At 43.0% G+C, this 26292-nt stretch carries 21 protein-coding genes and 1 riboswitch; of the genes, 8 read left to right on the top strand and 13 right to left on the bottom strand.

The features are described 5' to 3' along the window. Positions 1-63: 63 nt before the first annotated feature. The 3 genes from J4N43_RS08445 to J4N43_RS08455 all read right to left on the bottom strand — a co-directional run bounded on the left by J4N43_RS08445 (position 64) and on the right by J4N43_RS08455 (position 3701). A complete protein-coding gene (locus J4N43_RS08445; RefSeq protein ID WP_005385672.1) occupies positions 64-1062 on the bottom strand; it encodes an HAD family hydrolase in 999 nt (332 codons plus the stop codon). Positions 1063-1224: 162 nt separating this feature from the next. Continuing rightward, the gene (locus J4N43_RS08450; protein WP_053350380.1) at positions 1225-2322 is read right to left on the bottom strand and encodes a tetratricopeptide repeat protein; all 1098 of its coding nucleotides are present in this window, start codon (positions 2320-2322) and stop codon (positions 1225-1227) included. Positions 2323-2375: 53 nt separating this feature from the next. Then, positions 2376-3701, bottom strand: a complete 1326-nt coding sequence (locus J4N43_RS08455; protein WP_053350381.1) for an anaerobic sulfatase maturase — start codon at positions 3699-3701, stop codon at positions 2376-2378. A 238-nt stretch (positions 3702-3939) separates the two neighbouring features. On the opposite strand from J4N43_RS08455, the gene J4N43_RS08460 reads away from it, so the two are divergent. Beyond that, complete coding sequence (locus J4N43_RS08460; RefSeq protein WP_373921034.1) at positions 3940-4668, top strand: formylglycine-generating enzyme family protein; 729 nt, start codon at positions 3940-3942, stop codon at positions 4666-4668. 46 nt (positions 4669-4714) lie between these two features. Here the strand turns inward: J4N43_RS08460 and J4N43_RS08465 are convergent, their stop codons facing one another. Further along, positions 4715-7045, bottom strand: a complete 2331-nt coding sequence (locus J4N43_RS08465; RefSeq protein ID WP_053350383.1) for a tetratricopeptide repeat protein — start codon at positions 7043-7045, stop codon at positions 4715-4717. Between the two features lie 388 nt (positions 7046-7433). On the opposite strand from J4N43_RS08465, the gene J4N43_RS08470 reads away from it, so the two are divergent. Beyond that, positions 7434-8999 carry an arylsulfatase gene (locus tag J4N43_RS08470; RefSeq protein WP_102970295.1) on the top strand — a complete coding sequence of 522 codons (1566 nt, stop codon included), beginning with the start codon at positions 7434-7436 and terminating at the stop codon, positions 8997-8999. Positions 9000-9187: 188 nt separating this feature from the next. Here the strand turns inward: J4N43_RS08470 and J4N43_RS08475 are convergent, their stop codons facing one another. From J4N43_RS08475 to J4N43_RS08505, 7 genes are all read right to left on the bottom strand, one after another. Beyond that, a complete protein-coding gene (locus tag J4N43_RS08475) occupies positions 9188-10609 on the bottom strand; it encodes an aspartate kinase (protein ID WP_005377768.1) in 1422 nt (473 codons plus the stop codon). Positions 10610-10694: 85 nt separating this feature from the next. After that, complete coding sequence (locus J4N43_RS08480) at positions 10695-11081, bottom strand: ectoine synthase (RefSeq protein WP_005377769.1); 387 nt, start codon at positions 11079-11081, stop codon at positions 10695-10697. Positions 11082-11095: 14 nt separating this feature from the next. Further along, entirely contained in the window at positions 11096-12361 is a 1266-nt protein-coding gene (gene ectB / locus J4N43_RS08485) for a diaminobutyrate--2-oxoglutarate transaminase (RefSeq protein WP_025766718.1), read from the bottom strand. Between the two features lie 34 nt (positions 12362-12395). Then, the gene (ectA, locus tag J4N43_RS08490; protein WP_005393379.1) at positions 12396-12929 is read right to left on the bottom strand and encodes a diaminobutyrate acetyltransferase; all 534 of its coding nucleotides are present in this window, start codon (positions 12927-12929) and stop codon (positions 12396-12398) included. 314 nt (positions 12930-13243) lie between these two features. Then, a complete protein-coding gene (locus J4N43_RS08495) occupies positions 13244-14902 on the bottom strand; it encodes a BCCT family transporter (protein WP_005377772.1) in 1659 nt (552 codons plus the stop codon). A 192-nt stretch (positions 14903-15094) separates the two neighbouring features. Then, complete coding sequence (locus J4N43_RS08500; RefSeq protein ID WP_017820938.1) at positions 15095-15841, bottom strand: 3'-5' exonuclease; 747 nt, start codon at positions 15839-15841, stop codon at positions 15095-15097. Further along, complete coding sequence (locus tag J4N43_RS08505; protein WP_053350384.1) at positions 15841-17721, bottom strand: DUF294 nucleotidyltransferase-like domain-containing protein; 1881 nt, start codon at positions 17719-17721, stop codon at positions 15841-15843. Before J4N43_RS08505 ends, J4N43_RS08500 begins: the two co-directional genes overlap by 1 nt. Before the next feature lie 438 nt (positions 17722-18159). On the opposite strand from J4N43_RS08505, the gene proV reads away from it, so the two are divergent. The 6 genes from proV (at position 18160) to J4N43_RS08535 (ending at position 24576) form a co-directional block, all read left to right on the top strand. Further along, positions 18160-19347: a glycine betaine/L-proline ABC transporter ATP-binding protein ProV gene (gene proV, locus J4N43_RS08510; protein ID WP_053350385.1), complete on the top strand. Its 1188-nt coding sequence runs from the start codon at positions 18160-18162 to the stop codon at positions 19345-19347. A 4-nt stretch (positions 19348-19351) separates the two neighbouring features. Next, entirely contained in the window at positions 19352-20437 is a 1086-nt protein-coding gene (gene proW, locus J4N43_RS08515; protein WP_005377778.1) for a glycine betaine/L-proline ABC transporter permease ProW, read from the top strand. Next, positions 20430-21437: a glycine betaine/L-proline ABC transporter substrate-binding protein ProX gene (proX, locus tag J4N43_RS08520; protein ID WP_005385703.1), complete on the top strand. Its 1008-nt coding sequence runs from the start codon at positions 20430-20432 to the stop codon at positions 21435-21437. The genes proW and proX overlap by 8 nt, the downstream gene beginning before the upstream one ends. 193 nt (positions 21438-21630) lie before the next feature. After that, complete coding sequence (locus tag J4N43_RS08525) at positions 21631-23580, top strand: LTA synthase family protein (RefSeq protein ID WP_053350386.1); 1950 nt, start codon at positions 21631-21633, stop codon at positions 23578-23580. Positions 23581-23727: 147 nt separating this feature from the next. Beyond that, positions 23728-24093, top strand: coding sequence for a VOC family protein (locus J4N43_RS08530; protein WP_005377781.1), 366 nt, complete (start codon positions 23728-23730; stop codon positions 24091-24093). Positions 24094-24192: 99 nt separating this feature from the next. Continuing rightward, complete coding sequence (locus J4N43_RS08535) at positions 24193-24576, top strand: hypothetical protein (RefSeq protein ID WP_005377782.1); 384 nt, start codon at positions 24193-24195, stop codon at positions 24574-24576. A 90-nt stretch (positions 24577-24666) separates the two neighbouring features. On the opposite strand, the gene J4N43_RS08540 is transcribed toward J4N43_RS08535, so the two are convergent. Further along, entirely contained in the window at positions 24667-25401 is a 735-nt protein-coding gene (locus J4N43_RS08540; protein ID WP_053350387.1) for a chromosome partitioning protein ParA, read from the bottom strand. A 31-nt stretch (positions 25402-25432) separates the two neighbouring features. Next, entirely contained in the window at positions 25433-25591 is a 159-nt protein-coding gene (locus J4N43_RS08545; protein ID WP_005377784.1) for a hypothetical protein, read from the bottom strand. A 527-nt stretch (positions 25592-26118) separates the two neighbouring features. Continuing rightward, positions 26119-26218: riboswitch (glycine riboswitch) on the top strand. Positions 26219-26292 lie beyond the last annotated feature (74 nt).

A 26292-nucleotide genomic window follows, 5' to 3' on the forward strand; every position in this document is an offset into this window, starting at 1 on the left:
TGTGAGGCCTTTTATTTCGTTGCAATTGTTTGGTTGCAGCAAGTTATGGTCAAACAAAGATTATCATTTAGTGCTCTCTTTAAACACTTGATTCCAATCTTGTTTCATATCGACAAATAGCCAACCTTGCTCTTCACCTACTTTAAACGATTTATCTAACTTACCAACATGAGAATCTTTATCATACGCCCATTCGCGCTTGTCATCCGTGTGATGGATAATCGCAGAAAATCTTGGACCTGAACCTGCTTTCGTCCACTCTAACATCTGTAAATCACCATCAGAATTACCAAACGCCATTACCGGACGTTTGCCAATGAAGTTTTGGATCGTCACAGGCTTTACTGCTTTGTCATTGACAAAGTCTATTTCCGGCATACGTTGGATGGTAGGTTTTCCATCAACACTTTGATATTCCGCCTTTAACGTCGTTCCCACGATGTTTTGCGTTGGAATGCCGTATACTTCCGGCGCCCAAACGCGCATAAATTCAATTCCGCCTCCAGAAACGATGTAGGTCTGATAGTCGTTAGCTCTTAAATAGTCGAGCAGTTCGAGCATAGGTTGATAGACCATTTCAGTGTATGGTCTACCCGTTGTTGGATGGACAGCCGTTTTCAACCATTCCTTAACTTCTTGATGAAACTGTTCAGTAGACATTCCAGAATGGGTTGCCATAACAAGCTTCATTACACCTTCTAGTCCTTGTTTACCAATCCCCTCCATGTCACCTTTTAATGCGGAAGCAAAGGGTTCGGTTGTCTTCCAATCAGGATGCTCAGAGGCCATTTCTTTTACTCTATCGATCGCAAAAAACAACTGTAGATAAACAGGCTTTTCTGCCCAAAGTGTTCCATCATTATCAAACGTCGCGATTCGTTGGCTTTCAGGAACATAGGAATCCGAACCTTGGGTCGTTGTTTTCGTAACAAACGCCATAATAGCTTGCTTAGCGTCAGTGTTGTTCCATGACGGAAGTGGATCTTGCATATCAGCAGCAACAGCGTAACTAGACAGAGCAAAACCTGTTGCTAAGACAATCGTCTTTAACTTTATAGCCATCTTAATTCCTTATATTGAGGTGCTAGGTGCGAATCCAATCAAAAGTATAGTTCAATTGAAACAGGCGCATATTGAACTGACATATCCAACGGCCACCAAAGAGTGACACCGTCACTAAATTGGTTCACTATTTTATTGAAATAGGAACATGGAATTTACCGATTAGAGTTTAAATTCATTGGCTTCAACTGATGTAGAGGCACTTTTACGTCCCTTTTTCTGATTGAGCTCTTCAATAACATAGTCGGGAGCGACCTTCGTTAGCTCTGTTAAACAGTCATCCGTTTTAGGGTTGCCGTATCTGACATAGATGTCACACACGGCATACAATTGTTCTGGAGCACCGGATATCAAATACGCTTGCTCAAAAGCGTTGACAGACTTCTTCAAGTCTAACTCTTCTTGCAGAACACCATTTAAATACCAAAAGTAACTGTTCGTCTTTGCCATCGTCGCAGCTTTGTCTATTTCAAACGCCGCTTCTTTCTTTTTGTCTAATCTAACCAAAGCGAGAGATTTAGAATAATGCAGCGAGGCATCTTCTGAATTTAGCTTGATACCCTCGTCAAGCACGTTGATAGCTTTTTGGTCTAGCTGTTGCGCTCGGAAGTTGTCTGCATAGCTTAACCAAACTTGAGGGTTGTTTGGCTCAAGCTTAGTTAACTCTGGGTATATCAGCGCCGCTTTATCCCAATCACGATGCCAACGGTAAACGTCTGCAAGTAATAACTTGGAAACATTATCGTTCTTACTGGACAAGTGTGCTGTCAGCTCTGAAACAGGCCCTTCAAGTGACTGCTGTTGCTCTGAACTCAAATTGGCGTAATCTCGAACGAGGTTAATCGCTGCTGTAATTCGCACCATGGCGGCGTCATCACTCAATAATGGTGAAATCAAACGCCAACGGTGCTCAATCATATATGGCTGTGCTCCCACAATCGCAGCTTCGCGAATACCTGCATCTTCATCCTGCAACCCACGCGCAACTGCAACCAACGCATTTTGGCTTGGATAGTTGGCTAACTCACGTAAAGCATCAATACGTTTTTCTGAAGACAACTTTTTATTTTGCGCATCATAAGACAGCTTTTCGACTCGTTGCGCCGGTGTCATTTGAGCTTCTTGTGGAGTGACAACCGTTGTCGGCGATACTTGATCTGGGTCTAGCAATGTTGTTTCTTGTGCCACTGCTGCTTGACTCGCAGCAATGCCGATCGAGATCACGAGTAATGATTTAGAGAGCAGCTTAATTTTTTGCATTCAATAACCTATATTCTTTCATTTCCGGGCCTGTAGCAGGCGTAGTGACTATCTTAAAACTTCGTTTCAAACACAGTCTGTGTTTGAGTAGCTTGCTGGCGTAGAATCTGGTCACTGTATTTACCGTGAACCACTGGGTTACCTGTCGCTCGTAAGATGTACGCCATCGACTGATCAACATGGGTAAAAAACTTCTTCCAACCCGCGCAGAGATAATTAAGACCAGGCTCACCTTGCCTAGTACGGATAAAACGGTTTTTCGGACATTCTCCAAAACATGCAAATTGATAATCACATTGAAGGCACTGTTGGGGCAGCGTACGACTTTTAGCAAACCCAAATTTCTGCTGCTTAGAGCTATAAGCGAGCGTATCGAGCTTTTCGTGATGAATGTTTCCAACCTTATATTCTGGGTACACGTAATGATCACACGCAAACACATCACCATTAGGCTCCATTGCTAAGCCCTTCCCGCAGATTTCACCTAACGTACACAGTGGGTTTTTTCTGCCCATCCAGGTTTCGATACTGGCTTCAAAGTACTGCACAAACACGTTGCCGATATCGTGTAAAACCCATTCATTGAAAATCGCGATCAGAAAATTTCCCCATGCTTCATCCGCAACGCAAAAAGGCTCAACAACGGCATCTTTATGACCTGGGATCAACCGTTTATCTCCTTGCTTTAGTTGCTCGTTTGGCTCCCAAGTTTGAGGGGCGGTTGTTCTGAATGCTTTCTGCTCAACTATTGGAATAAACTGCATTTGAGGGGAGCGTACTTCATCTCGCAAGAATCGGTACACTTCAAGTGGGTTACGGCTGGTCAAGTTGTTAACACAAGTGAGCGTAGCAAACTTTACTTCGTGCTTATGTAATAATTCAACCGCATTCATAACTTGCCGGAATGTGCCTCTACCAGCTCGGTTTGTTCGATAAGCGTTGTGCATCATTTCTGGGCCATCAATGCTTAAACCGACGAGAAAGTTGTTCGCCTTTAAAAACTCACACCATTCATCGTTAAGCAGTGTGCCATTAGTCTGGAGATCATTGGAGATCGTAATACCATCGGGACGGTATTTATTCTGTAGCTCAACAATTGTCTTGAAATAATCCAAACCTAGCATTGTCGGCTCACCACCCTGCCAAGAGAAAATAATTTCAGGTGTATTTTGTCCCGCTATATATTGACGGATATAGGTCTCTAGCGTTTCCTCATCCATGACTGGTGAGCAGCCTGGCTTGTACTCAAGTAAATCTTGTTTGCTTAGGTAATAACAATAGGTGCAATCGATATTGCACACTGCACCGATAGGTTTCGCCATGACATGTAATCGCTTGGATGCTTTTCCATTGAACTGCGGACCTTGAGTTATGTGCATTCATCACCTTCTTAGTTGCTAGCCTGTGCCCAACGGCGTTAAGACTAATCATTAAGTTAATCGCCTAGTGTGATGATAATGTTCAATTATTCGTGGCGCTTGTTATAGTGTGTATAACTGTTTTTCATAGACTTGCCTGATAAAATTCTTTGATCATAAATGTTGATGGAGCTCCCCTATGAAGCATTCCAAAAGTAATACTCTTTACCTTGGTGCCGCTATTTCGATTTCGCTAATTATGACTGGATGTGCAACAACACAACCTAGCCCTCTTGCTCAAAAAATCGATCAAGATATGGTTCTTATTGAAGGTGGACAATTTATGATGGGCTCGGATAATCCATCAGCAAATAAATCCGAGCACCCGGCTCGCACCGTTCGCGTGGATGATTTCTATTTGGCAAAATTTGAGGTAACCCAAGAGTTATTCGAATCGGTTACAGGCTCTTCTCTGAGTTATTTTAGAAACCCAAATACGCCCGTGAATAACATTAGCTGGCAACAAGCCAATTATTTTATAAAGAAATTGAATGAAAAAACGGGAGAGCACTATCGTTTACCCACCGAAGCAGAATGGGAGTTTGCAGCGAAAGGGGGGAATCTAAGTCAAGGATTCACTTACGCGGGGTCTGATGATATTAACGACGTTGCCTGGTATGCCAGTAACTCAAACAATAAGGCACACAAGGTAGGTCAGAAAAAACCGAATGAGCTTGGCTTATACGATATGACGGGTAATGTTGGTGAGTTTGTTATTGATGCGTTTGATGAAGGCTATTACAAATCAGCACCAAGTGATAATCCGGTAAACGCAAAAGATGAAAAAGAAAGCCTGGCACACAAGTCTGTACGAGGTGGTAGCTTTGCCTATGATGCTGACGAATCCGAAAACTATCGTCGCGATTTTGCTAGCCAGTCAGTCATCATGTCCGACATGGGGCTGAGATTAGCGAAAGACGCTGATTAAACTAAGCAAGAAAAAAGTGGAGCGATAAAAGCTCCACTTTTGGTAATTAGCTCCTATTGACCCCGACAATAGAGGCTTTAAGCTGATCAATAGCTTGTTTAGGCGCATAGTGACTAAGCTCTTGTATGCACCTGTCGAAAGCAAAAGCGACAGCACCTTTTTTATGATTTCTCGCTAGAACCTCGCATTGAGCAAACAAGTGTTGTGGATTGCCACCGACTTCAAATGCTGTATGCAACGCTTTACTGGCTTCTAGAACATCGCTTTTTTCTAGGGCTAGACCGTACACGTACCAATAATGAGCATTAGTTTCACCAATTTCTGCGGCGCGTCTAAGTAGCTTTTTCGCATCATCGGCTTTGCCTTGACGCAACAAAGAAAGACCTGCGCTGTATGGTAACGTGCTGGATTTAGGTTGAGCTTTCATCCCTTGTTGTAGCACCGTGAGCGCAGCTTCTTCTTTACCTAGGTGACGATACAAATCTGCTAGGTTAACGTAGCTATTTTCGAAATAGGGTTCGATGCTGATCGCTTGTTTATACAGCTCGGCCGCTTTGTCGATTTCACCTAAGCTGCGGTACACATTCGCCAAATTGGTTCTTCCGAAACCACGATCGGCATTAAACTCTTGAATTTCCATGTACTCTTCTAAAGGTGATTTAATGATATCTTTTTGTAAAGGGGTCATTTGTGCGTAGTTCGCTACCAGCACCGAGGCAGCTTCCGCTCTCACTGAAAGCACCGGGTCACCAAGCAATGGCTCTAGAATCCGCCACCGATCATGAAATTCATAACCAGACGAGCCTGAAATTGCCCCTAATCGAACCATTTCATTCTCATTCTTAACGGCCCTAGCCAAAGATACTGTTGTATTTTGGTCAGTGTTGCCCCCCATTCTCTCCAGGGCTGAGGCGCGAATAATGTCTTTTAAAGACGAATCCTGAGCAGAGTATGCCAACGCATTTGCTGCTCCTTGATGACCAATTGAATCCGCATAAAATGCGACAGCAAAATGTTGTTGATTACGATACTTCGAATTCGGGTACCATTCTGCTATCTGTTTATCGGCCCATTGATTGCTTTTATCTTCATGGCATGACATGCAAACATTGGGCGTTCCAATGTGTTTGCTCAAATCCGGTCGTGGAATATGCCAACTGTGGTCTCTACGAGGATCGACTTGCATGTAAGTCGTTTCTGGCATGTGACAAGTCGTACATTGCGATGCTTCAGATCCAGCCTTATGAAAGGTATGCTTTTCAGGTGTATATTCCGATGCAATATGGCATTGCGAACATACTGCCTCTTCTGGGATCGTTAACTCTGCCGTGTGTGAATCATGGCAATTAGTGCACGTGACCCCCTTCTCCGCCATTTCAGATTGAAGAAACGAACCATAAACATAATCTTCGTCGTAAATCTGTCCATCATGATAGTAGAGTTCAGGTGTTATAAGACTTAAGCGATATTTATCAAAAAAAGAACCTTTAACATGATCACCTGTTTCATTTAACTGGGTTCGGCGACTATGGCATTGAGCGCATGTTTGCACTTGATTGGTTGCTTCAATTGATTTCGGCTGTAACGTACTATGGCCTTCCTCAAACACCCAATCCGACACTGCTTTAGACAAATTTCGATCAAAGCCATAATGGCTGTCATGCTCAAAAGAAGTGCCAGCATTTTTGTATTTCTTGGCCAGTTCTATGTGCTGACTAGCGGGACCATGGCATGCTTCGCATCCCACATTAATCTCTGACCATGAGCTGTTGTAAGTGTTTTTGTCAGCGTCGTAATTCTTCTTTAGGTTCGTTGAATGGCAATCAGCACACATGAAGTTCCAATTTTGCCCGGTATTGGTCCAATAGAATTCATCCGTTGTTGTCGTTTCTGGATAAAGATGAAACCAACGCTGTCCCCCTTCAACTTTAGCTCTTGTGTCCCAAGCAAAAGGAATAAGCTGCACGCGGCCATCTTCAAACTCGACCATGTACTGCTGTAGTGGCTCCCAGCCAAATGTATAGCTGATCTTATAGTCATGCCATTGCCCGTCAGAGCCTTGAATGTTGACCCAATATTCGCCGCCTTTTTTAAAAAACCGATTAGGCATTCCTTTGTGCGTTACAACATGGTTATCAAAATCACCACGTACAGAGGTTGTACTTGCATGCTTCATGGCCATATCGTGATGTGACCCCTTCCAAGCCTCCACCTCGTTTTGGTGGCACTCTGCACAAGCTTGTGTGCCAGCATATTCTGGATTTAAGCCTGAAGGAATATTTGGTTTCTCTGTGAATAACTCTTGAGAAAAAGCCATAAAACTGACAACAACGTTGACCAGCAATAAAATGCGAAACCGGCCTGCCCACTGACTCATAGATATCCTTATATTTATAATGTACAACCTAAATCAATATAGACACTAAATCACTGGTTATACAAATAATTACAAGCAATACATAACGACTTTAGTATTGCTTTAGGACCGTAAAACAAGCGAGCATCCTATTGTTTTTCATTTCCATCCCCTCTTCTACTACGCAATAAAAATAAGGCTCTTCAGTGATCTAAATCTACTTTACGAATCTCTACAAACTAACAGGACAATCATATTTCTTCTTAATTAACAAATAGTTACCGCCCAACAATAACTTATGGTTATATCGAGTATAAGAGGATTTTTCTATATACATCATTAACTTATGCAGCAACTAAGCATAAGGCTCACTTGTGCTTATCTTTACTCTCAACAATCTGGAGTTTTTATGGCAAATCAATTGAGCAAAATCGCTGTAGGCGCAGGACTGTTAGCGGCGTCCAGTGCTGCTATGGCAGCCGACAAACCGAATATTCTGGCAATTTTTGGTGACGATATCGGCTACTGGAATATCAGCGCATACAACCAAGGTATGATGAGTTACAAAACGCCAAACATCGACCGTATCGCGAATGAAGGTGCGTTGTTCACAGATCACTACGGACAACAGTCTTGTACTGCTGGTCGCGCGGCCTTTATTACGGGTGAAGAGCCATTTCGTACGGGTTTGTTAACAATTGGTATGCCAGGCTCTGACCACGGCATACCTGATTGGGCGCCAACCATTGCAGATCTGTTAAAAGAACAAGGTTACATGACGGGTCAATTTGGTAAAAACCACTTAGGTGACCAAGATAAGCACTTACCGACAAAACACGGCTTTGACGAATTCTTCGGTAACTTATATCACCTAAACGCAGAAGAAGAGCCTGAAACTTATTACTACCCTAAAGACCCAGAGTTTCGTAAAAACTATGGCCCTCGTGGTGTCATTAAGTCTTATGCCGACGGTAAGATTGAAGACACTGGCCCGATGACACGAAAACGTATGGAGCACGCAGATGAAGAGTTCCTAGAGAGCTCTTTGGCATTTATGGAAAAAGCAGTTAAGGCGGATAAACCCTTCTTTATCTGGCATAACGCCACTCGTATGCACGTTTGGACTCGCTTGCAGGAAAAATACCAAGGTAAATCAGGCGTAAGCATTTATGCCGATGGTATGCTGGAACACGATGATCATGTAGGTGTTTTACTCGACAAGCTGGATGAGCTAGGTGTTGCAGACAACACTATCGTTATCTACTCAACGGACAACGGCGCAGAAACCATGACTTGGCCAGATGGTGGCGCAACACCATTCCATGGTGAAAAAGGTACAACTTGGGAAGGCGGTATGCGTGTTCCTCAACTGGTTCGTTGGCCAGGCGTAATTAAGCCAGGAACCAAGATCAATGAAATGATGGCACACCAAGACTGGTTGCCTACATTATTGGCAGCTGCTGGCGTACCTGATGTAAAAGAAAAACTGGCAGAAGGCTACAAAGCAAATGGCAAAGAATGGCGTGTGCATTTAGATGGTTACAACTTCATGCCATACTTTGAAGGTAAGGAAGAAAAAGGCCCTCGTGAGTCGCTGCTTTACTTTACGTCTAATGGTGAATTAAACGCTGTCCGCTGGAATGACTGGAAACTTCACTTTGCAACGCTTGAAGGGAACCTAAGTAACGCAGTTCGTTTTGCTCCGAACTGGCCTAAAATCATCCACCTACGCGCTGACCCATTCGAAAAAGGCCCAAGCGAATCACAAATGTACTTGCGTTGGATGGCTGACAACATGTGGCTATTTGTACCTGTACAAGACGTTGTGGGAGAGTTCTTTAAAACACTTCCAGAATACCCAATGCAACGTGGCACAGCGATGAACCCTGCTTCACTAAACTACGACTCTCTAAAAATGCAAGAGAAGCTGCAACAACTAGACAAAGTTAAACAAGAAATCAGCAAGTTTAAGTAAACTAAGTTAACGTTAGTTAATCAGTAACATTAATCCAGCAGACCATTCTGCTGGCTTATGTGTATCGCTACATAGGAACTTACTTAAATCGCCTGTTTAGCCTATACAAAGTGGGCATTGTGAGTACAAACTGAAAAACAAAAAAGGAGAGCTAACCTGCTCTCCTTTGTATTTTAACCGTGGATAAACTAAGCCACATTAACCGATTTAGCTAAACTGCTACTTTGGAAAAACTCATCATGCAATGCGCAAATCGCGTGCTGGTATTCCTTATCACCGACAACAAATTGAACATTTACATTTCTCAATGATGAGTGCAGTGCAACTGGCGTAACGCCATTATTCATCAATGCAAGCACACCTTTCGCCAACGTCTTGTTGGTATCAATTTGAGAACCGATGGCTGAGATAAGCGCGACCATACGACCTTTAATCGAGGCATTCGGATAACGTTTCTCGGCTTTATACAATACTTTGTTTAAGCTATCAGTACTGCCACCTAGATAGTAAGTAATAGAGTTAGCGTTCATCTCTTTACCAACCAAACTTACACGAGCATCGGAGATGATTTCCATCAATTCGTAACTAACGTTATCGGCTTTTCCTACCATTGCTTGGTCAAACAAATGCAGTGCAAATACTTTCTCTTTACCTGCGATGATCTCGACTTTGTCTTCTTCTGGGCGGTAGCTTGAAGAGATCAAAGTGCCTTCGTGTTCAGGTTCGAATGTATTTTTAATCTGTAGCTCAATACCACTTTCACGTAAACCCGCAGCGGCATTTGGGTGAATCGCTTCCATGCCAAGGTTGGCAAGTTGGTCTGCTACGTCATAGTTTGTACTACCAATTGGTAATACTTTTTCAGGGCCAACAACGCGTGGGTCCGCTGAGCTCAAGTGGTACTCTTTGTGAATTACTGCTAAATCCGCTTTTGTTATTGCTGCAATTCGGCTAAATGTCATCTCACTATAACCTCGGTCATAAGTGTGCATTAGGCCCTCTTTACAGTAAGCATAACCTGTCACGATTGGCAGTTCTTTTGATACATCGATATCAGCAAACGCGTCACTGATCGACTCATCAAGGCTTCTTGGCGCTTGATTATCCCAACCAGACAGGTCAACGAACTTAGCGTTAATACCCATATTTTTTAGTTTTAGTGCTGTGTTGTAAGCACTATGTGCCTCACCGATAGACGAGAGAAACTCTCGAATTTGAGGCAAGTACTGGCGCAACGAAAATTGACCGTACTGACAGGTTTCTAAAATATTCGCGATACAGTTTTTCGCTTCAGCAATGCGGGAGCGAATGAATTTATCCGCACGGATACGATTCATTGGGTCCGCAAAAATATTTTCATTGGTCAGCAACATACGGCTTTCAACGTACGCTAACGCTTCTTCCCATTTGTCGTCGCGTTTCGCGATAAGCTGATAAACGCCTGGTTTACTGGTTTTTTTACACTCGAGCAGCGCATCGGTCATACCACCGTATGCAGATACGACAAAAATACGATTGTATGGTGTTTTGGGACGAAGAATAATATTGTCGAGAACAGCATCAAATGCTGTCATTGATGTACCGCCGATTTTTTCTACGGTAAATGTCATGATAAGCCTTTTTGATTGGTAACTTTAAAAAGAAAAAAGAAGAGATAGTAAAGTGTGGGGTGGCAAAGCACCCCACCATCATCTTTTAGTCAACGAGAGGATAAACACCGTTTTCATCGTGCACTTCAGCGCCAGTAATCGGTGGGTTAAACACACACGCCATTACCATTTCTTTATTCTTATAAGCTCTCAAGTAGTGCTCATCGTGTTTATCAAGGATGTATAATGTACCTGGTTTGATTGGGTACGTTTCTCCACCTACAACTTCAATCTCACCTTCACCACTCATACAAAACACCGATTCAAGGTGGTTTTGATAGTGAATATGAGTTTCTGTATCTTCATAAATCGTTGTGATGTGGAAAGAGAAACCCATGTTGTCGTCTTTCAACAACATGCGGACACTTTCCCAGTTATCTGAAACAACACGTCGTTCGCTGTTGCGGCATTCATCTAGAGTTCTGACGATCATAATTAAAATCCTTATTAAGATGCTTGTTTGAAATGTTTCGCAGCGATAGTCTCTACTGCATTTTCAAAGATGCTTAGTCCTTGATCTAGCTCTGATTCGCTGATGGTTAGTGGACAGAAGAACTTCACAACTTCATCTTCTGGACCCGCTGTCTCTATCACCATTCCATTCTCGAAACAGTTTTTCGCAATTTCAGATGCCATGTCACCATTGATACATTCAATACCAACCATCATGCCGCGGCCTTTTTTCTGCACAAACATTTGAGGAAAGCGACGAACACAACGGTCAATAACTGCACTTACCTTGTCTGAACACTGCTTGATGTGTGTTTCAAAATCATCGTTTGCCCAGTAAATTTCTAGTGCTTTTGCAGCAGTAATAAAGGCGTGATTATTGCCACGGAACGTACCGTTATGCTCGCCTGGCTTCCACTGGTCAAGCTCAGGCTTAAGTAACACGACAGCCATCGGCAAACCGTAACCACCGATCGACTTCGATAGCGTCACGATATCCGGTTGGATACCAGACGGCTCGAAACTAAAGAAAGTACCGGTACGTCCGCAACCTGCTTGAATGTCATCGACAATCACAAGAATGTCATTGGCTTTACAGATTTTGCTCAAACGTTGTAACCACTCGTTTGAAGCAGCATTTAAACCACCTTCACCCTGCACAGTTTCAAGAAGTACAGCGGCTGGTTTATCCATACCTGCAGAGTTATCATTTAGCATGGTTTCGAACAGCGCAAGACCATCTACGCCAGCGTAACCTTCAAATGGAATACGAGTGACGTTACTTAGACTAGAACCGTTACCTTGTCTGTGATGCTGGTTACCCGTTGCAGCCAGTGCGCCAGCAGTACAACCATGGAAACCGTTAGTAAACGCAACGACGCTGTCGCGGCCTTTTACTTTTTTAGCCAGCTTCAATGCCGCCTCAACAGCGTTAGTGCCTGTTGGGCCCGTAAACTGAACCTTGTAATCCAAGTTTCTTGGTTTAAGGATGTAAGTATCCAACGCTTCCAGAAACGATGCTTTCGCTTCTGAGTGCATATCCAAACCGTGAGTAATACCGTCCATTTCAATGTACTCAAGCAACGCTTGTTTTAGTACTGGATTGTTATGGCCATAATTTAGAGATCCCGCTCCAGCAAGGAAGTCTAAGTATCGTTCACCTTGTTCTGTTTCTAGCCAGCAGCCTTTCGCTTTACGAAAAACGACCGGGAAATTGTTTGAATATGAGCGTACGTTGGATTCCTGCTTTTTGAAAATATCCATGATGAGACCGTTTTTAATTCCTATTGTTTGAGGATTATTTGAGAGGAATGCGATACAAATATTCTGTATCGTGTTTGCCTTTAAAGTGGGCTTCTTCATCCAAAAATGTGCTTACTTGGCCAGAATTGCCGTTCATCGCATCTAACTTTTTGAACAGTGCCCAAGAGGCTTTATTATCTTCCGTGATGGTAGTTTCTACCGATTTAACACCGCCTAATTCCTCTCGGGTGAGAAGTTCTTTCAACATGCGGAATGCTAAACCATGACCTCTAAAGCGAGGTGAGACTGCAACTTGCCAGACAAATAAAACGTCTTGCTCGTCTGGTTTCTGATAACCGGAAATGAAACCTGCGATTTCGCCTTTTTGCTCAACCAAAATACTGGTTTTGCTGAAATGCGTAGACTGTAGGAAATTGCAATAAGATGAGTTCATGTCCAATGGAGGACAGTCTGCAATCAAGCTGTAAATGTCGTCACCATCAGAGATTTTAGGCTCACGAAAAATCCATTTTTTACTTGAGTCTTCTCCAATCTCTGGATAAAGGACCCAAGGTGCTGATGTGATCATGTGAAAATACATATCCTTTGAGGTCTAATTAAATTTCCTTTTTATTATGGGCATCCCTCGCGACTAAAAATCAAATAATCCGCCTTTTTATCGATATTTTTGTGACACATATCACAAAAACAAGCCTATTAACCAAAAGTTAAAATAGTTCGAGGTCTAATTTATTAAATAGTCACCTAAATACGCAGTACAAAAAACAACCAGAATAAGACCATTTTCCATGCTGTTCATTTCTCAGAGAAAAATAGAAATCCCAAAAAAAGCGGCATGCTTTCGCATACCGCTTTTATCAATAATTTAATTGCTGATACTAGTTATTTTGATTTCTTAGAAACCGCCTTTGGACGAGGTTCATCCATCAAACCTTTTATCAAAGATACCGTTGCAACAAGCAAAACAATAGTAAATGGTAAACCAGTCGTCACCGCCATTGCTTGAGCAGCAGCTAGACCACCACCCAACATCAATGCAATCGCAACCAAACCTTCAAACGTACACCAGAACACGCGTTGTGGCGTTGGTGCATCGACCTTACCGCCCGCAGCAATAGTATCAATAACCAGTGATCCTGAGTCAGAAGAGGTAATGAAGAACACCACGACTAAGATAATGCCGACAAAAGATGTTATCTCAGCCAATGGCATAACATCTAACATGGCAAAAAGTTTTAAAGGTAGTTCTGCGTTAAACACCGCCTCGTAGCCATCATTAACGTATTGGCTAATTGCGTTACCGCCAAAAGCCGTCATCCATAACACACAAACTGAAGATGGGATAAGAATAACGCAAATAATAAACTCACGAACTGAACGACCGCGAGACACACGTGCGATGAACATACCCACAAATGGTGACCAAGAAATCCACCACGCCCAGTAAAACGCCGTCCAGCCTTGAGAGTAATTCACATCCTCTCGTCCAAATGGCATAGATAAGGCAGGGATATTAGCCACATAGGAAACGATGTTCTCGAAGAAACCAGTTAAAATCGCAATCGTCGGGCCAACAACAATAACAAATAGCAATAGCAGCGCTGCAAGACCCATGTTGATTTCAGATAAGATTTTCACGCCCTTATCGAGTCCAGCCACAACAGAGATTAAAGCGAGCGCAGTAATACCAATAATCAATATAACCTGCGTGGTATTGGTCATTGGGACATCAAACAGGAAGTTCAAACCCGTTGCGGCTTGAGACGCACCGTAGCCTAGCGATGTTGCTAAGCCAAAAACCGTCGCTACCACTGCAAGAATATCGATAATATGACCAGTCCAACCCCATACACGCTCACCAAACAAAGGGTAAAAAATTGAGCGCATGGTGAGTGGCAAACCTTTGTTAAATGAAAAGATAGCCAGTCCAAGAGCCAAGAGCGCGTATATTGACCACGGATGAAGTGCCCAGTGGTAAATCGTCGCAGCCATCCCTAATGCCGAAGCTGCAGTTGCATCGCCCTCTGCACCACCTAGCGGTGCCCAGTCAGTACGTACACCATTCTCAACGCTCACGCCACCAATCGCAGAACTAAAATGGGACATCGGTTCTGATACACCGAAGAATACGAGACCAATGCCCATACCTGCAGCAAATAGCATTGCCAACCATCCGGCATAGGAGTAATCCGGTGTTGCTTCAGTACCACCGATTCGCACACGGCCCAATGGTGTGAAGATCAATCCGACACAGACAATGACAAAAATATTACCTGAAGCGAGAAAAAACCAGTCTAAATTGTGTAACAAACCCGCTCGTAGGTCTGCAAAAAACGGCTCTACCTGTTCTCGGAATAATAGTGTTATCACAACAAACATGACGATTGCTAAGCCAGAAATTGCAAAAACACGGTTGTGAATATCAAGGCCAAATGGGCCTACCTTTAGCGCAACGTTATCCTGACCAATTTGATAGTCAGTATCTATTGCGTTTACTTTTCCATCGGGGCGTTGAATGCCACCGTTATTATCGGTGCTCACGGATAATCTCCTTAAAAATACGTGACCAAGTTTAAATTACTTTCGTCGGAGTTCGAGTAATGAAACGTCTTCATCACTACCAAGCACATGTTCATAAAACATTGTTCTTATAAGCGGTTACTCAATCCGCCATCATAATCTTAAAGCCCCCTATCTCTCATTGCATTTTATTGTTTTCACCATAAATAACGCCTATTGCCAAACCGAAGATATTGGCATGTTTCGATTAAAGTGATACTGCAGTTGTGCTTGAAACAGCTCCGCAGTTGCTAACGCATCCGTCAGGGCATGGTGAGGTTGATAAGCAGGGAGGCCATATCTTTCACGAGCGTGCCCTAATCGTACAGAACCGGGTTTCTTGCCTTTCAACTTATTGATAAAACCTCTGCATTCACGGCGTTGTATCGCATACTCAATATCTAACGTATCAACAACAGGAAACTGTATCCCCTCTCCGATGCTATTTAGCAAGGCGTTATTAAAGAACTGCCTTTCAATGTTCTTGTAGTGAACAAGTACCACTTTGCCTGACAACGCATCCAATATTTCACCCAAGATCTGAGACAGCTGCGGCGCGTTTTTAACCTCAGAGTCAGTGATACCGTGAATAATGACAGACTCGTGGTTTAACTCTCTGTTTGGGTTAACGACCCAATGAGCAGAACCATTACATTGAACACGATCAATAGTGAACGGCACAAGTCCGATCGTGAGAATGACATCCTCTTCCGAGTTCAATCCTGTTGTCTCAAAGTCTACCGAGACAAATGGCACTTGTTCAATTGGTGTTTCCCCATTAACCATCGGTGTCGAATAGTAGCGTTTGAGCCTCTCGTCTTTCGCTTCTTTAGCTAGTTGTTTGAACAACATTGACCACTCTGGCGTCTGGGATGTATCCAACAACGGCTGTTCTTTTTCTACTTTTTTTGAGAACCACATTATTTGCTACTTCTCTGGTATCGAAACTTAATGAAGTTCTGAGCGTTACTTAGAATTTGAAATGCTGCTTTTAAGTTTCGACGTTCAAATTCAGACATGTTCTCCGGCTCAATATTGTTGTCTGGCTCTTCTCCATTTTCTATATCAAGGGCTTGGTGACGAATTCGAACCATGTAGATTAGCTCCATCGCATCCCTTAAATCCAAACCTCGACCTTTCGGTAAAATGCCAGCATCATTAATGTCATCTAAACGGTCGAAAGAGTTTTGCGATCGCGAACCGATTGCCAGAGAATGCACCCGTATTAAATCGGCCAACGGAGCCGTCCCCCTTCGCTTCAAGTTAATCGAGTTGCGATGACGACCATCTTTCTCCATCACAAAGTCTTTGAAAAAGCCCAGTGGAGGCGTCCTACGTATTGCGTTATACGCCATACAAGCAAGAAAGCGGTTATTTCTTTTCGCTCGTCTCACAATAAAGCTGCTTAATTGCTCCGCCCATTTCACTCGCCCATGCACACCGAGGAGATCAAAAAAGATATTACTATTTAACAATCTCTCAGGGGTTGGATTGTCTATCCAGTTTCCAAAGCATTCTTCCCATTCTGCACGAGTTTTTCGCCATTCTGGGTTGGTAGCCATAATGTCTCCAGTACAATAAGCATAGCCGCATGCCGCTAAACCATCACAAACAAATTTAGCAAACTTTTCAAAGTACTCTCCGTGAATCTCAACGTCATAACTGTTATCGAGAATAAGGGCGTTATCTTGATCCGTTACAATTAGCTGCTCATCCCTCGCCATTGAACCCATTGCGACTAAACAATAAGGAATGGGCGCTGGGCCGAACTCTTGCTCAGCTAATTCAGCGAGGCGTTGTTTGAAACTACTGCCTATAACCGACATGGCTCGACCAATCATGTGCGCGTTGGCATCTTCATTGACCATTCTTACGAAACAGTCTTTTACTTGTTCAGAAACCTGCTTGAGATCCTCGACACTGGTTTGCTGAAAAATAGAGCTCACTAGCAATAGGCTGTTCTGAGATTCGTAACGAACGATGTCCGTCATGCCAATAATTCCTATCGGCTTTTTATCTTTTAAAATTGGTAAATGATGCACGTTGTAACGCAACATGGTTAACATGGCCTCAAACACATAGGCGTTATAATCCAATGAAACCACGTCATAACTCATGACCTCACTCACTGGAATATTGGTATCAATACCTTGAGCTAGTACGCGAATGCAAAGATCGCGATCAGTCAATATTCCAAGCAGCTGTTCATCATCTTCTTCTGTGAGCTCCTCTGTCGGGCGAATAATGAGCAGAGAGGTGACATTTTCCTCTGCCATTAGTATCGCAGCTTCCTGAATTGAAGCCGTTGCCTCCAGAGTTACTGGATCTCTTGCTAAGATTTTACGTGCCTTAGCGGTGGTAAAGTCATTGCTTTCGGAGCGGCTAGATATTGCGCTTCGCAAACGCGCGCTATCTTCCAGTTCCATGTAGTCCGCAAAGTTTTCAAACTCATCACAAAGTTCATTGAAGATGTTTTCCGGAATGCAGTAAACGAGAGTGTCTTCTATCGCTTTGGCTGGCATACGTACGCGGTTGTTCATCAACAACCCCATCTGACCAAACAGTCCACCAGCATCAATCCTGTTGTAAAGTTCACCTTTACGTCGATAAATCTCTACCGCCCCACTTCTCACCATATACAAGTCGCGGATCGTATCTCCGAAGTTAAGGATTTTTGTTCCTTGCCGAAAGTATGCAACCTCGGCATTGAGAGCAATTTTTCTAAGATGCTCTTCAGGTAGGTCATCAAAAGGTGGGTACTGGCTAATGAAATTGAGCACTTCTAACTGTTCGGCTTCCATTTTTTATTCCATACGTTGCCTAAACTACAGCGATAAATATCACCCTGAGTGAAATCAAGCAATAAATAAATCTAAGGATAACAGTACCTAACCGATTTCACAGGACCAAGCCTTAACCAAAAATTAGAGCTCTAACCTTTTTATATGTAGAGCTCTAAGCTATCACGGCTTATATCTATGCAAGTGAGTTGAGTTGAAATGTACAAAAAAATTCAAAATAAATTCAACCCTACGTCAGGGCAACGTTATGGCGGATAAAAACACATCTCAAGCAATTGTTTTAAATATAAAAAACAAGAGTTGAACAGACCTTGCTCAACTAATTCTCTATGCACAGCATAACTAGTTAACCAACCCCCTTTCATTGAAAGTTGAACTAAAATTAATTAGAGTACAAATCGTTAAACAGTTATAAACACACGAAAAAGGACAGATAACATGGATCCCATACTGGAAGTTAAGGGACTGTATAAAGTGTTTGGAGAAGACCCAGAGAGAGCCTTCTCGCTTATCGACAAAGGCGTCGATAAAGACGGTATTTTTGAACAGACAGGTTTAACAGTCGGCGTAAACGATGTATCTCTCACCATAAATGAAGGGGAAATTTTCGTAATCATGGGCCTTTCTGGCTCCGGGAAATCCACCCTTGTTCGACTTCTTAACCGGCTCATTGAGCCGACTAAAGGCAGTGTTTATCTCAAAGGAAGAGATATCGCCCACATCTCCGAAAATGAACTTCGAGAAGTTCGTCGTAATAATATCTCAATGGTGTTTCAAAGTTTCGCACTCATGCCACACATGACGGTGATTGAAAATGCCGCCTTTGGTTTAGAACTTGCCGGCATCGATGTTAATGAGCGTCAGAAAAGTGCCCTTTCCGCCCTAGAAAGAGTGGGTTTAGACCCTTATGCAGAATCTTTCCCTGACGAATTATCCGGTGGTATGAAACAGCGCGTTGGTTTAGCGAGAGCGTTAGCCTGTGATCCTGACATCCTATTAATGGACGAGGCGTTTTCCGCTTTAGACCCATTGATCCGTTCTGAGATGCAAGATGAGCTTATTCGTCTACAGAACGATGACAAACGCACAATTGTCTTCATTTCTCATGATTTGGATGAAGCAATGCGCATTGGCGACCGCATCGCCATCATGCAAAACGGTGAGGTTGTTCAGGTTGGTACACCTGATGAAATATTACACAGTCCAGCAAATGATTATGTCGAAGCGTTTTTCCGCGGCGTAAACATCGCAAGTGTCTTGACAGCAAAAGATATCGCGCGCAAGAAGCCAGCGGCTGTTTTTAAGAAATCGGAAAATGACGGTCCAGGCTCTGCGATGCAGATTCTGATGGATCACGACCGTGATTACGGCATTGTCGTCGATAAATCTAGCCGATATTCCGGCATCGTATCTCTTGATTCACTACGTTTGGCTCATAAAGAAAACCGTTCGTTAGCCAGTGCTCAATTACCGGATGAAGTTACTCTTCAGCCTGATCAGTCAATTAATGACATTTTGGGTCTGGTTGCTGGTGTTCCTTATGCCGTGCCTGTCGTAGATGCGCAAGGAACTTACTTTGGTGTCGTGACTAAATCACGTCTTCTACAAACACTAGATAAGGATTAACACGATGTCTTCAGAGCAAACTAACAATGATCCCTGGTCAAATACTGCTCCTGCGCAAGATGATCCTTGGTCGCAAGGTACAGAGGCCGCACCAAGTAATGATTGGCTCAACTCAGAAACTGTAGAGCAAGCGCCATTCGATATTATGAACCCATTCCAAGATGCGGTTTTACCCCTCGATAGCTGGGTAGAATCCGGTTTGAACTGGCTGGTGGAACATGGTCGACCTGTTTTCCAAGCAATACGAGTTCCAATCGACTTTATTCTAACGTCGTTTGAAACTGCTTTGGTGTCTACACCTGCGCCTATAATGGTACTCATTTTATTTTTGCTAGCGTGGCAGTTTTCCAATGTAAAACTTGGTTTTTCTACTCTTGTATCCCTTGTTTTCATCGGCCTAATTGGTGCGTGGTCACAAGCGATGACAACGCTAGCACTGGTGTTAACCGCCGTTTTCTTCTGTTTGCTTATAGGGCTACCAATGGGGATATGGTTGGCAAGGAGCCAAACCGCTGCCAAATTTGTTAGGCCAATATTAGATGCAATGCAAACGACTCCCGCATTCGTTTACCTTGTGCCAATTGTTATGTTGTTTGGTATTGGTAACGTTCCTGGCGTAGTAGTAACGATCATTTTCGCCCTGCCTCCCGTTGTGCGCCTGACTATTTTGGGTATTCAGCAAGTACCTGAAGAGCTTATCGAAGCTGGCCACTCTTTCGGGGCAAACAAAAAACAGATGCTTTATCGCATCCAGTTACCGTTGGCGTTACCAACTATCATGGCAGGTGTAAACCAAACCTTAATGCTGTCACTTTCTATGGTAGTGATTGCTTCAATGATTGCTGTTGGCGGCTTAGGCCAAATGGTACTTCGTGGTATTGGCCGACTTGATATGGGTCTTGCTGCCGTTGGTGGCTTAGGCATCGTTATTCTTGCGATTTTGTTAGACCGTATCACCCAGGTGTTAGGGGTTAATGCGGGCAACACTAAACTTCGCTGGTATCACACAGGTCCTGTTTCATACCTATTAAAACTGAAAACAAAGACGAACCAAGACGATCTAAAACTTAGGAGAAACATCAATGAATAATTCATGGAAGAAAGCGCTCTCTGTTGGAGCTCTAAGTACTATCGCATTTTCAACTTATGGTGTGGCAAGTGAACTACCAGGTGAAGGTGTCACTGTTCAGCCTGTTCAATCAACCGTTGCAGAAGAAACATTTCAAACGTTGATCGTAAACCGCGCACTTGAAGAGCTTGGTTACGATGTTAAACCGACCAAAGAAGTGGACTACAACGTAGGCTACACCTCTATTGCTAAAGGTGATGCTACTTTCTTAGCGGTTGGTTGGTTCCCTCTTCACGCCGATAAGTACACGATGTCTGGCGGTGATGATAAGTTCTTCCGTAAAGGCCAATACGTAAGTGGTGCTGCGCAAGGTTATTTGATCGATAAGAAAACCGCGGAAAAATATAACATCACTAACATTGGTCAGTTAAAAGATCCAAAATTGGCGAAGCTATTCGATGCAAACGGCGATGGCAAAGCGGACTTAACTGGTTGTAACCCAGGTTGGGGTTGTGAAATGGTTGTTGAGCATCAGTTGGATGCTTTCAAACTTCGTGACACAGTAACACACAACCAAGGTAACTACGCGGCGATTATCGCTGATACGATCTCACGTTACAAAAAAGGCGATCCGATTCTTTACTACACTTGGACACCGTACTGGGTAAGTGGCGTTTTAGTTCCGGGGAAAGATGTTGTGTGGTTAGAAGTGCCATTCTCTTCACTTCCTGGTGAGCGTAAGGACATTGATACAACACTAGAGAACGGTAAGAACTACGGCTTCGAGATGAACTCTATGCGCATCGTTGCTAATAAAGAGTTTACAGAAAACAACCCTGCTGCTGCAAAGCTGTTTGAAATCATCAAACTAAATATCAATGATGTTAGTGCTCAGAATATGATGATGAGCCAAGGTAAGAACAGCTCAGCGGACATCGAGTCTCATGTAAATGGTTGGATCAAAGCGAACCAGAAAAAGTTCGACGCATGGGTCGAAGAAGCGAAGAAAGCCGCAATGTAATCATGCCGTTATCAACCTCTAGAGCCAGTTGGTGTTATCAACTGGCTCTTTTTTACACAAACGCCCCTCCCCCTTACATAGACATACCAACACTTACACTACTCGACCATAAACCCACATTATAATTCACGTTTATTTCACGCTTGCTTTGCTAAAAACAACACAACATAACAATTAAACTATTCGAATAAATATGAAAAACTTATCAAAGAGCTCTGTGTGGGGGCCTTTGCAGCCAATTGCTGCCTTTTCTTTGTTTTCGCTTCTATTTCTGTCTATCTCAAGAGTTTTGCTAGCTTTTTGGCAGATTGACCGTATTGACTCTCTAAACGACTTAATTTACATCCTAGGTCAAGGTTTGCGCGTAGATATTGCAACGCTTTGCTGGTTATTTATTCTTCCAGCACTGTTATCAACCTTCATGCCATTAACCGGTAAGATGGGAGAGTGTTGGAAGCGAATATTACGCATATGGATGGTTTTAGGGCTTTGGGTGCTTGTATACATGGAGCTAGCAACAGCGCCATTCATTCAGGAATACGACCTACGTCCAAACCGCCTGTTTGTGGAATACTTAATCTACCCAAAAGAAGTCTTGAGTATGCTCTGGACTGGCTACAAATTAGAACTGTTTATTGGTGCGTTAGGTACAGTTTTAACCATCACTTTAGGTTGGAAGTGGAGTAAGAAACTGACCGATAAGGCGCAGCAGGTCAACTGGAAATGGCGACCACTATTGGCACTGTTCGTTGTTCTTTTTGGGGTTGCAGGTGCTCGCTCATCTTTAGGTCACCGCCCGCTAAATCCTGCTATGGTCGCCTTTTCTAACGATCCACTGCTTAACGACTTAGCACTGAACTCATCTTACTCATTGTTGTTTGCGGTTAATAGCATGAAGTCAGAAAAGAGTGCTGAGCAGTTCTACGGAAAAATGGACACTCAAAAGATGTTGGAATTAGTTCGCACTTCATCAACAAAGTCCGACTTCACCCCTTCATTACTCCCAACCATGAACAGTAACCCCGCGACTTACCAAGGTAAACATAAAAACTTAGTGATTTTGCTACAAGAAAGCTTAGGCGCCCAATTTGTCGGTGCTTTGGGTGGTTTGCCTCTAACACCAAACCTTGATGAACTCATGAAGGAAGGTTGGCAGTTCACACAAATGTACGCCACTGGTACTCGTTCTGTTCGTGGAATTGAAGCCGTAACCACGGGCTTTCCTCCATCTCCGTCTCGCGCGGTAGTGAAGCTGAGTAAAAGCCAAACGGGTTTCTTTACCATCGCGGACTTACTAAAAGCTCAAGGCTATCACACGCAATTTATTTACGGCGGTGAAGCCAACTTTGACAACATGAAAACTTTCTTCTTCGGTAACGGTTTTGATCAAATAGTAGAAGAAGACGATTATAACAACCCAAGCTTTGTTGGCTCTTGGGGTGTTAGTGATGAAGATCTATATAACAAAGCAAACGAAGAGTTTGAACGCCTTTCAAAAAGCGACAAACCTTTTTTTAGCTTAGTTTTTACGTCAAGTAATCATAGCCCTTATGAGTATCCGAAAGGCAAAATTGAGCCATACGATTCAGAATATATGACGCGTAACAACGCCGTAAAATATTCCGATTACGCTTTGGGCACTTTCTTTGAAAAGGCGAAAAAGTCACCTTATTGGGATGATACCATTTTCATTGTAATTGCAGATCATGATGCGCGTGTTTCTGGCGCTAACCTTGTTCCGGTTAAGCACTTTCACATTCCAGCATTGATCCTTGGTAAAGGCATTCAACCACGTAAAGATGACCGCATAGCAAACAACATAGACATGCCGCCTACACTGTTATCTCTGATTGGGGTAGATGCTAAAACACCGATGATTGGTCGTGATTTAACGAAGCCACTGGCTCGCGAAGATGAACGCGCAATGATGCAATACGACAAAAACTTTGGTTATTTAACGCGCGACAATCTCGTTGTGCTTTCCCCTGGTGAAAAGATATCGACCCTGGCGTACGACTTTAAAGACCAAACCATGAAGCCGCTAGAGGTGGACGAGTCTATTATCGAGCGTGCAAAAGCAAACGCATTATTTGCATCTAAAGCGTATCAAAACAACTGGTATTCTTCCAAACACACTCATTAATACCAATGATTCCGCTGATAAAAAGGAGCTAAACGGCTCCTTTTTCTTATTCTGTCACTTACCTTCGAGAATGTTCTACTGACAACTCCTGTCGTTCCTTTCCGTTAGATTGCCCCTACTACTTCTAATTGATTAAGGAACAAAACCATGCTGACTATCAATTCATTCGTTCTCTACGTTGAGGACATCCACATAAGCCAAGTTTTTTATTCGAAACTGTTCGAACGCAAAGTCACGCAGTTGTCTCCAACCTTTGCCGCTATTCCACTGACCGAAGGCTTAACGTTGACACTCAAGCAAAGAGATAATCTTTCACCCTACAGCGGAATTAGAGGTGGTGGTACCGAGTTGTCTTTATCGGTGCCCAATAGTCATATGCTAGAGCGCATTTACAAGCGCTGGAAAGACCTAGGTGTTGAGTTTGTTCAACCACCAGCGACATCAGTGTATGGGTTAAATTTTATGGCTATCGATCCAGATAAGCATCGCATTCGCGTTTTCATAAATGAATAAAAATGCGTTAAAAATGCTTTTTACCCATTCCCAATGTGACTTCAATAAATTAGACTCAAGGAAACATCAAAAGCGGCGTAGTAATAAGAAGGAATGCCCATGAGCTCAAGTATGATCCTTAGCGAATCCCTAATCGAGAGCGGAAGAGATATCCCCCTCAAAGAACTGCTTTATGCAAAGCGCGTGCTGGATAACTACATGGCAGTAGCCAAAGAAAGTAGCCCGCTTGAGCTATTAACTGAGATGAAATCGGCAGCAAAGCAAGTAGAATACTTTACAACGACGAGTAACCCGTGTGAGGCTCGTAATGTCATCAGTCAGATGATTGATAAAATCGACACCGCGGAATCTTTTGCTTCGTTCAAAGCATTAGCAGGTAAGCCATCTCAAGCACTCAATGAACTAATTGAAGATCGAGCTCAGCTGATTAAACACGAACGAGAGCTCCTGCTCGCCTCAGGCTATGACGCCTCACGAATCTAATATACGCGACAGGCTAAAAGTCATAGCTAACAACGAAAAAGGAGCTCTTAAAGAGCTCCTTTTGCTTTTCAAAAATCGGATACAAAGGACTTAAAGGCCGATATCTTCCGTTATTGCTTTGATTTGTTTGAGGTCCATTTTATAGACTTCAATCATTTGATCGACCTGACTTAGTCGTGAATTAGCTTCATCATGTTTATCACACGCGTCCGACTTCACGTCCCAAGATTTGCCTTCTAAAAATACGTCACACTCTTTCTTGAGTTTCTCAATCTTAGGTAATAATTTTGACCGTTCTTTCTCGAGAGACTCTAATTCTTGCGAAATTTTTAGCTCTTTCTGGAATACTTCGCGGGACCGCTCAAACATAGTCGCTTGCATATCCGCTTGACGACTCAACTTCTCATTTTCTGACTTCGTCGTGTTGATCTTATCTGCCTGCTGCTTCAATTGAGACTCTAGTGACAAGTTGACCTTCTCGACCTCAGTCAATTGCTTTTGCAACTTCTTAAGTGCTTTCTGATGAGCTTCATCTTTCGCGGCGAGTAACTCACTAACTTGGTTTTGTATTTCTTGGTCAAGCGCCTCTTCACGCACTTTTACTTGAGATGCCAACTGGGTTTTATCTTGCGTTAGTGCGTGATACTTTTCTTCTAATACGTGGTAAGTCGATTCCCACTTGTTCGCAGTGACAACCGATCCAACAAGGCCACCAAATGCCAAGCCTAACACCGCAGCGATTGCGATATAGATATGCGTACGTTTGTCACGCTCTTCAATGACAACTACGTCGTCTTGCTCTTCCATTTTGTTCTGAGAACTCACCGTATACTACTCCAAGGACTCTTTTACTTTGCTAGCGGATCAATTCCGCAAACATAATTGATGCTGTATAAATCAGAAATGCGCCAATTAATGTTATAACGGTCGCTTTTTGGACTTTTTCATTGGTTCGATAACGAAACAGCACAAATGCTACTGCAATCAACACCGCAATGGCTAATAATCTGGTCATACCGCCTCCTTGTCCACTCATGAAAAACTGCCTAGGTCCGTAGACTGTTTCACAAAGGTTCATTGTAACCCATTTATACGTACCATAAGGTCAACTTAGCGTAGATTTTAAAATAAGTGCTCCGATTTTAATCAATTTTGTGTCCTTAATTGAATAACTTATGTCGTAACAATCGAAACACATTTATCGTTCTGAAGTGTTTTTGGGTTCCATTCCCTAACCCAATAAATTTCATTTATGCCGTGACTCGCACAAAAAGATTGGCAAACATACCTTCATGAAAATTGATGAGGTTATTTCATTAAAAATAAATTGACATAGGGTGTTGAAATGGACCAAAAACATGATAGAGTTCACACGTTAATGGTGACCAGCATCATTAACTAACCTTTACTCATTTAATTGAGTAATTGTTCCGATGAAGACTGCAGGAGAGTGGTTATTAATCAAATTTTAACATTTGATTAGCATAACTCGCCGAAGAATTAACTATTTCAGGTGCTACCTAGGTAGCGGGGACTGTAGTTGGAGGAACCTCTGGAGAGAACCGTTAAATCGGTCGCCGAAGGAGCAAGTCTTGCACTCACGCAAGGTGAAACTCTCAGGCAAAAGGACAGAGGAGTGGAAAGTTACAACCTAACTATTTTGGCTTGGCCTTCCCGCCTACAACCAATAGCTTAGTTCTTTTAGAGATCGTTGAT

The organism is Vibrio sp. SCSIO 43009, assembly GCF_023716525.1.
Classification (GTDB): Bacteria; Pseudomonadota; Gammaproteobacteria; order Enterobacterales; family Vibrionaceae; genus Vibrio; species Vibrio alginolyticus.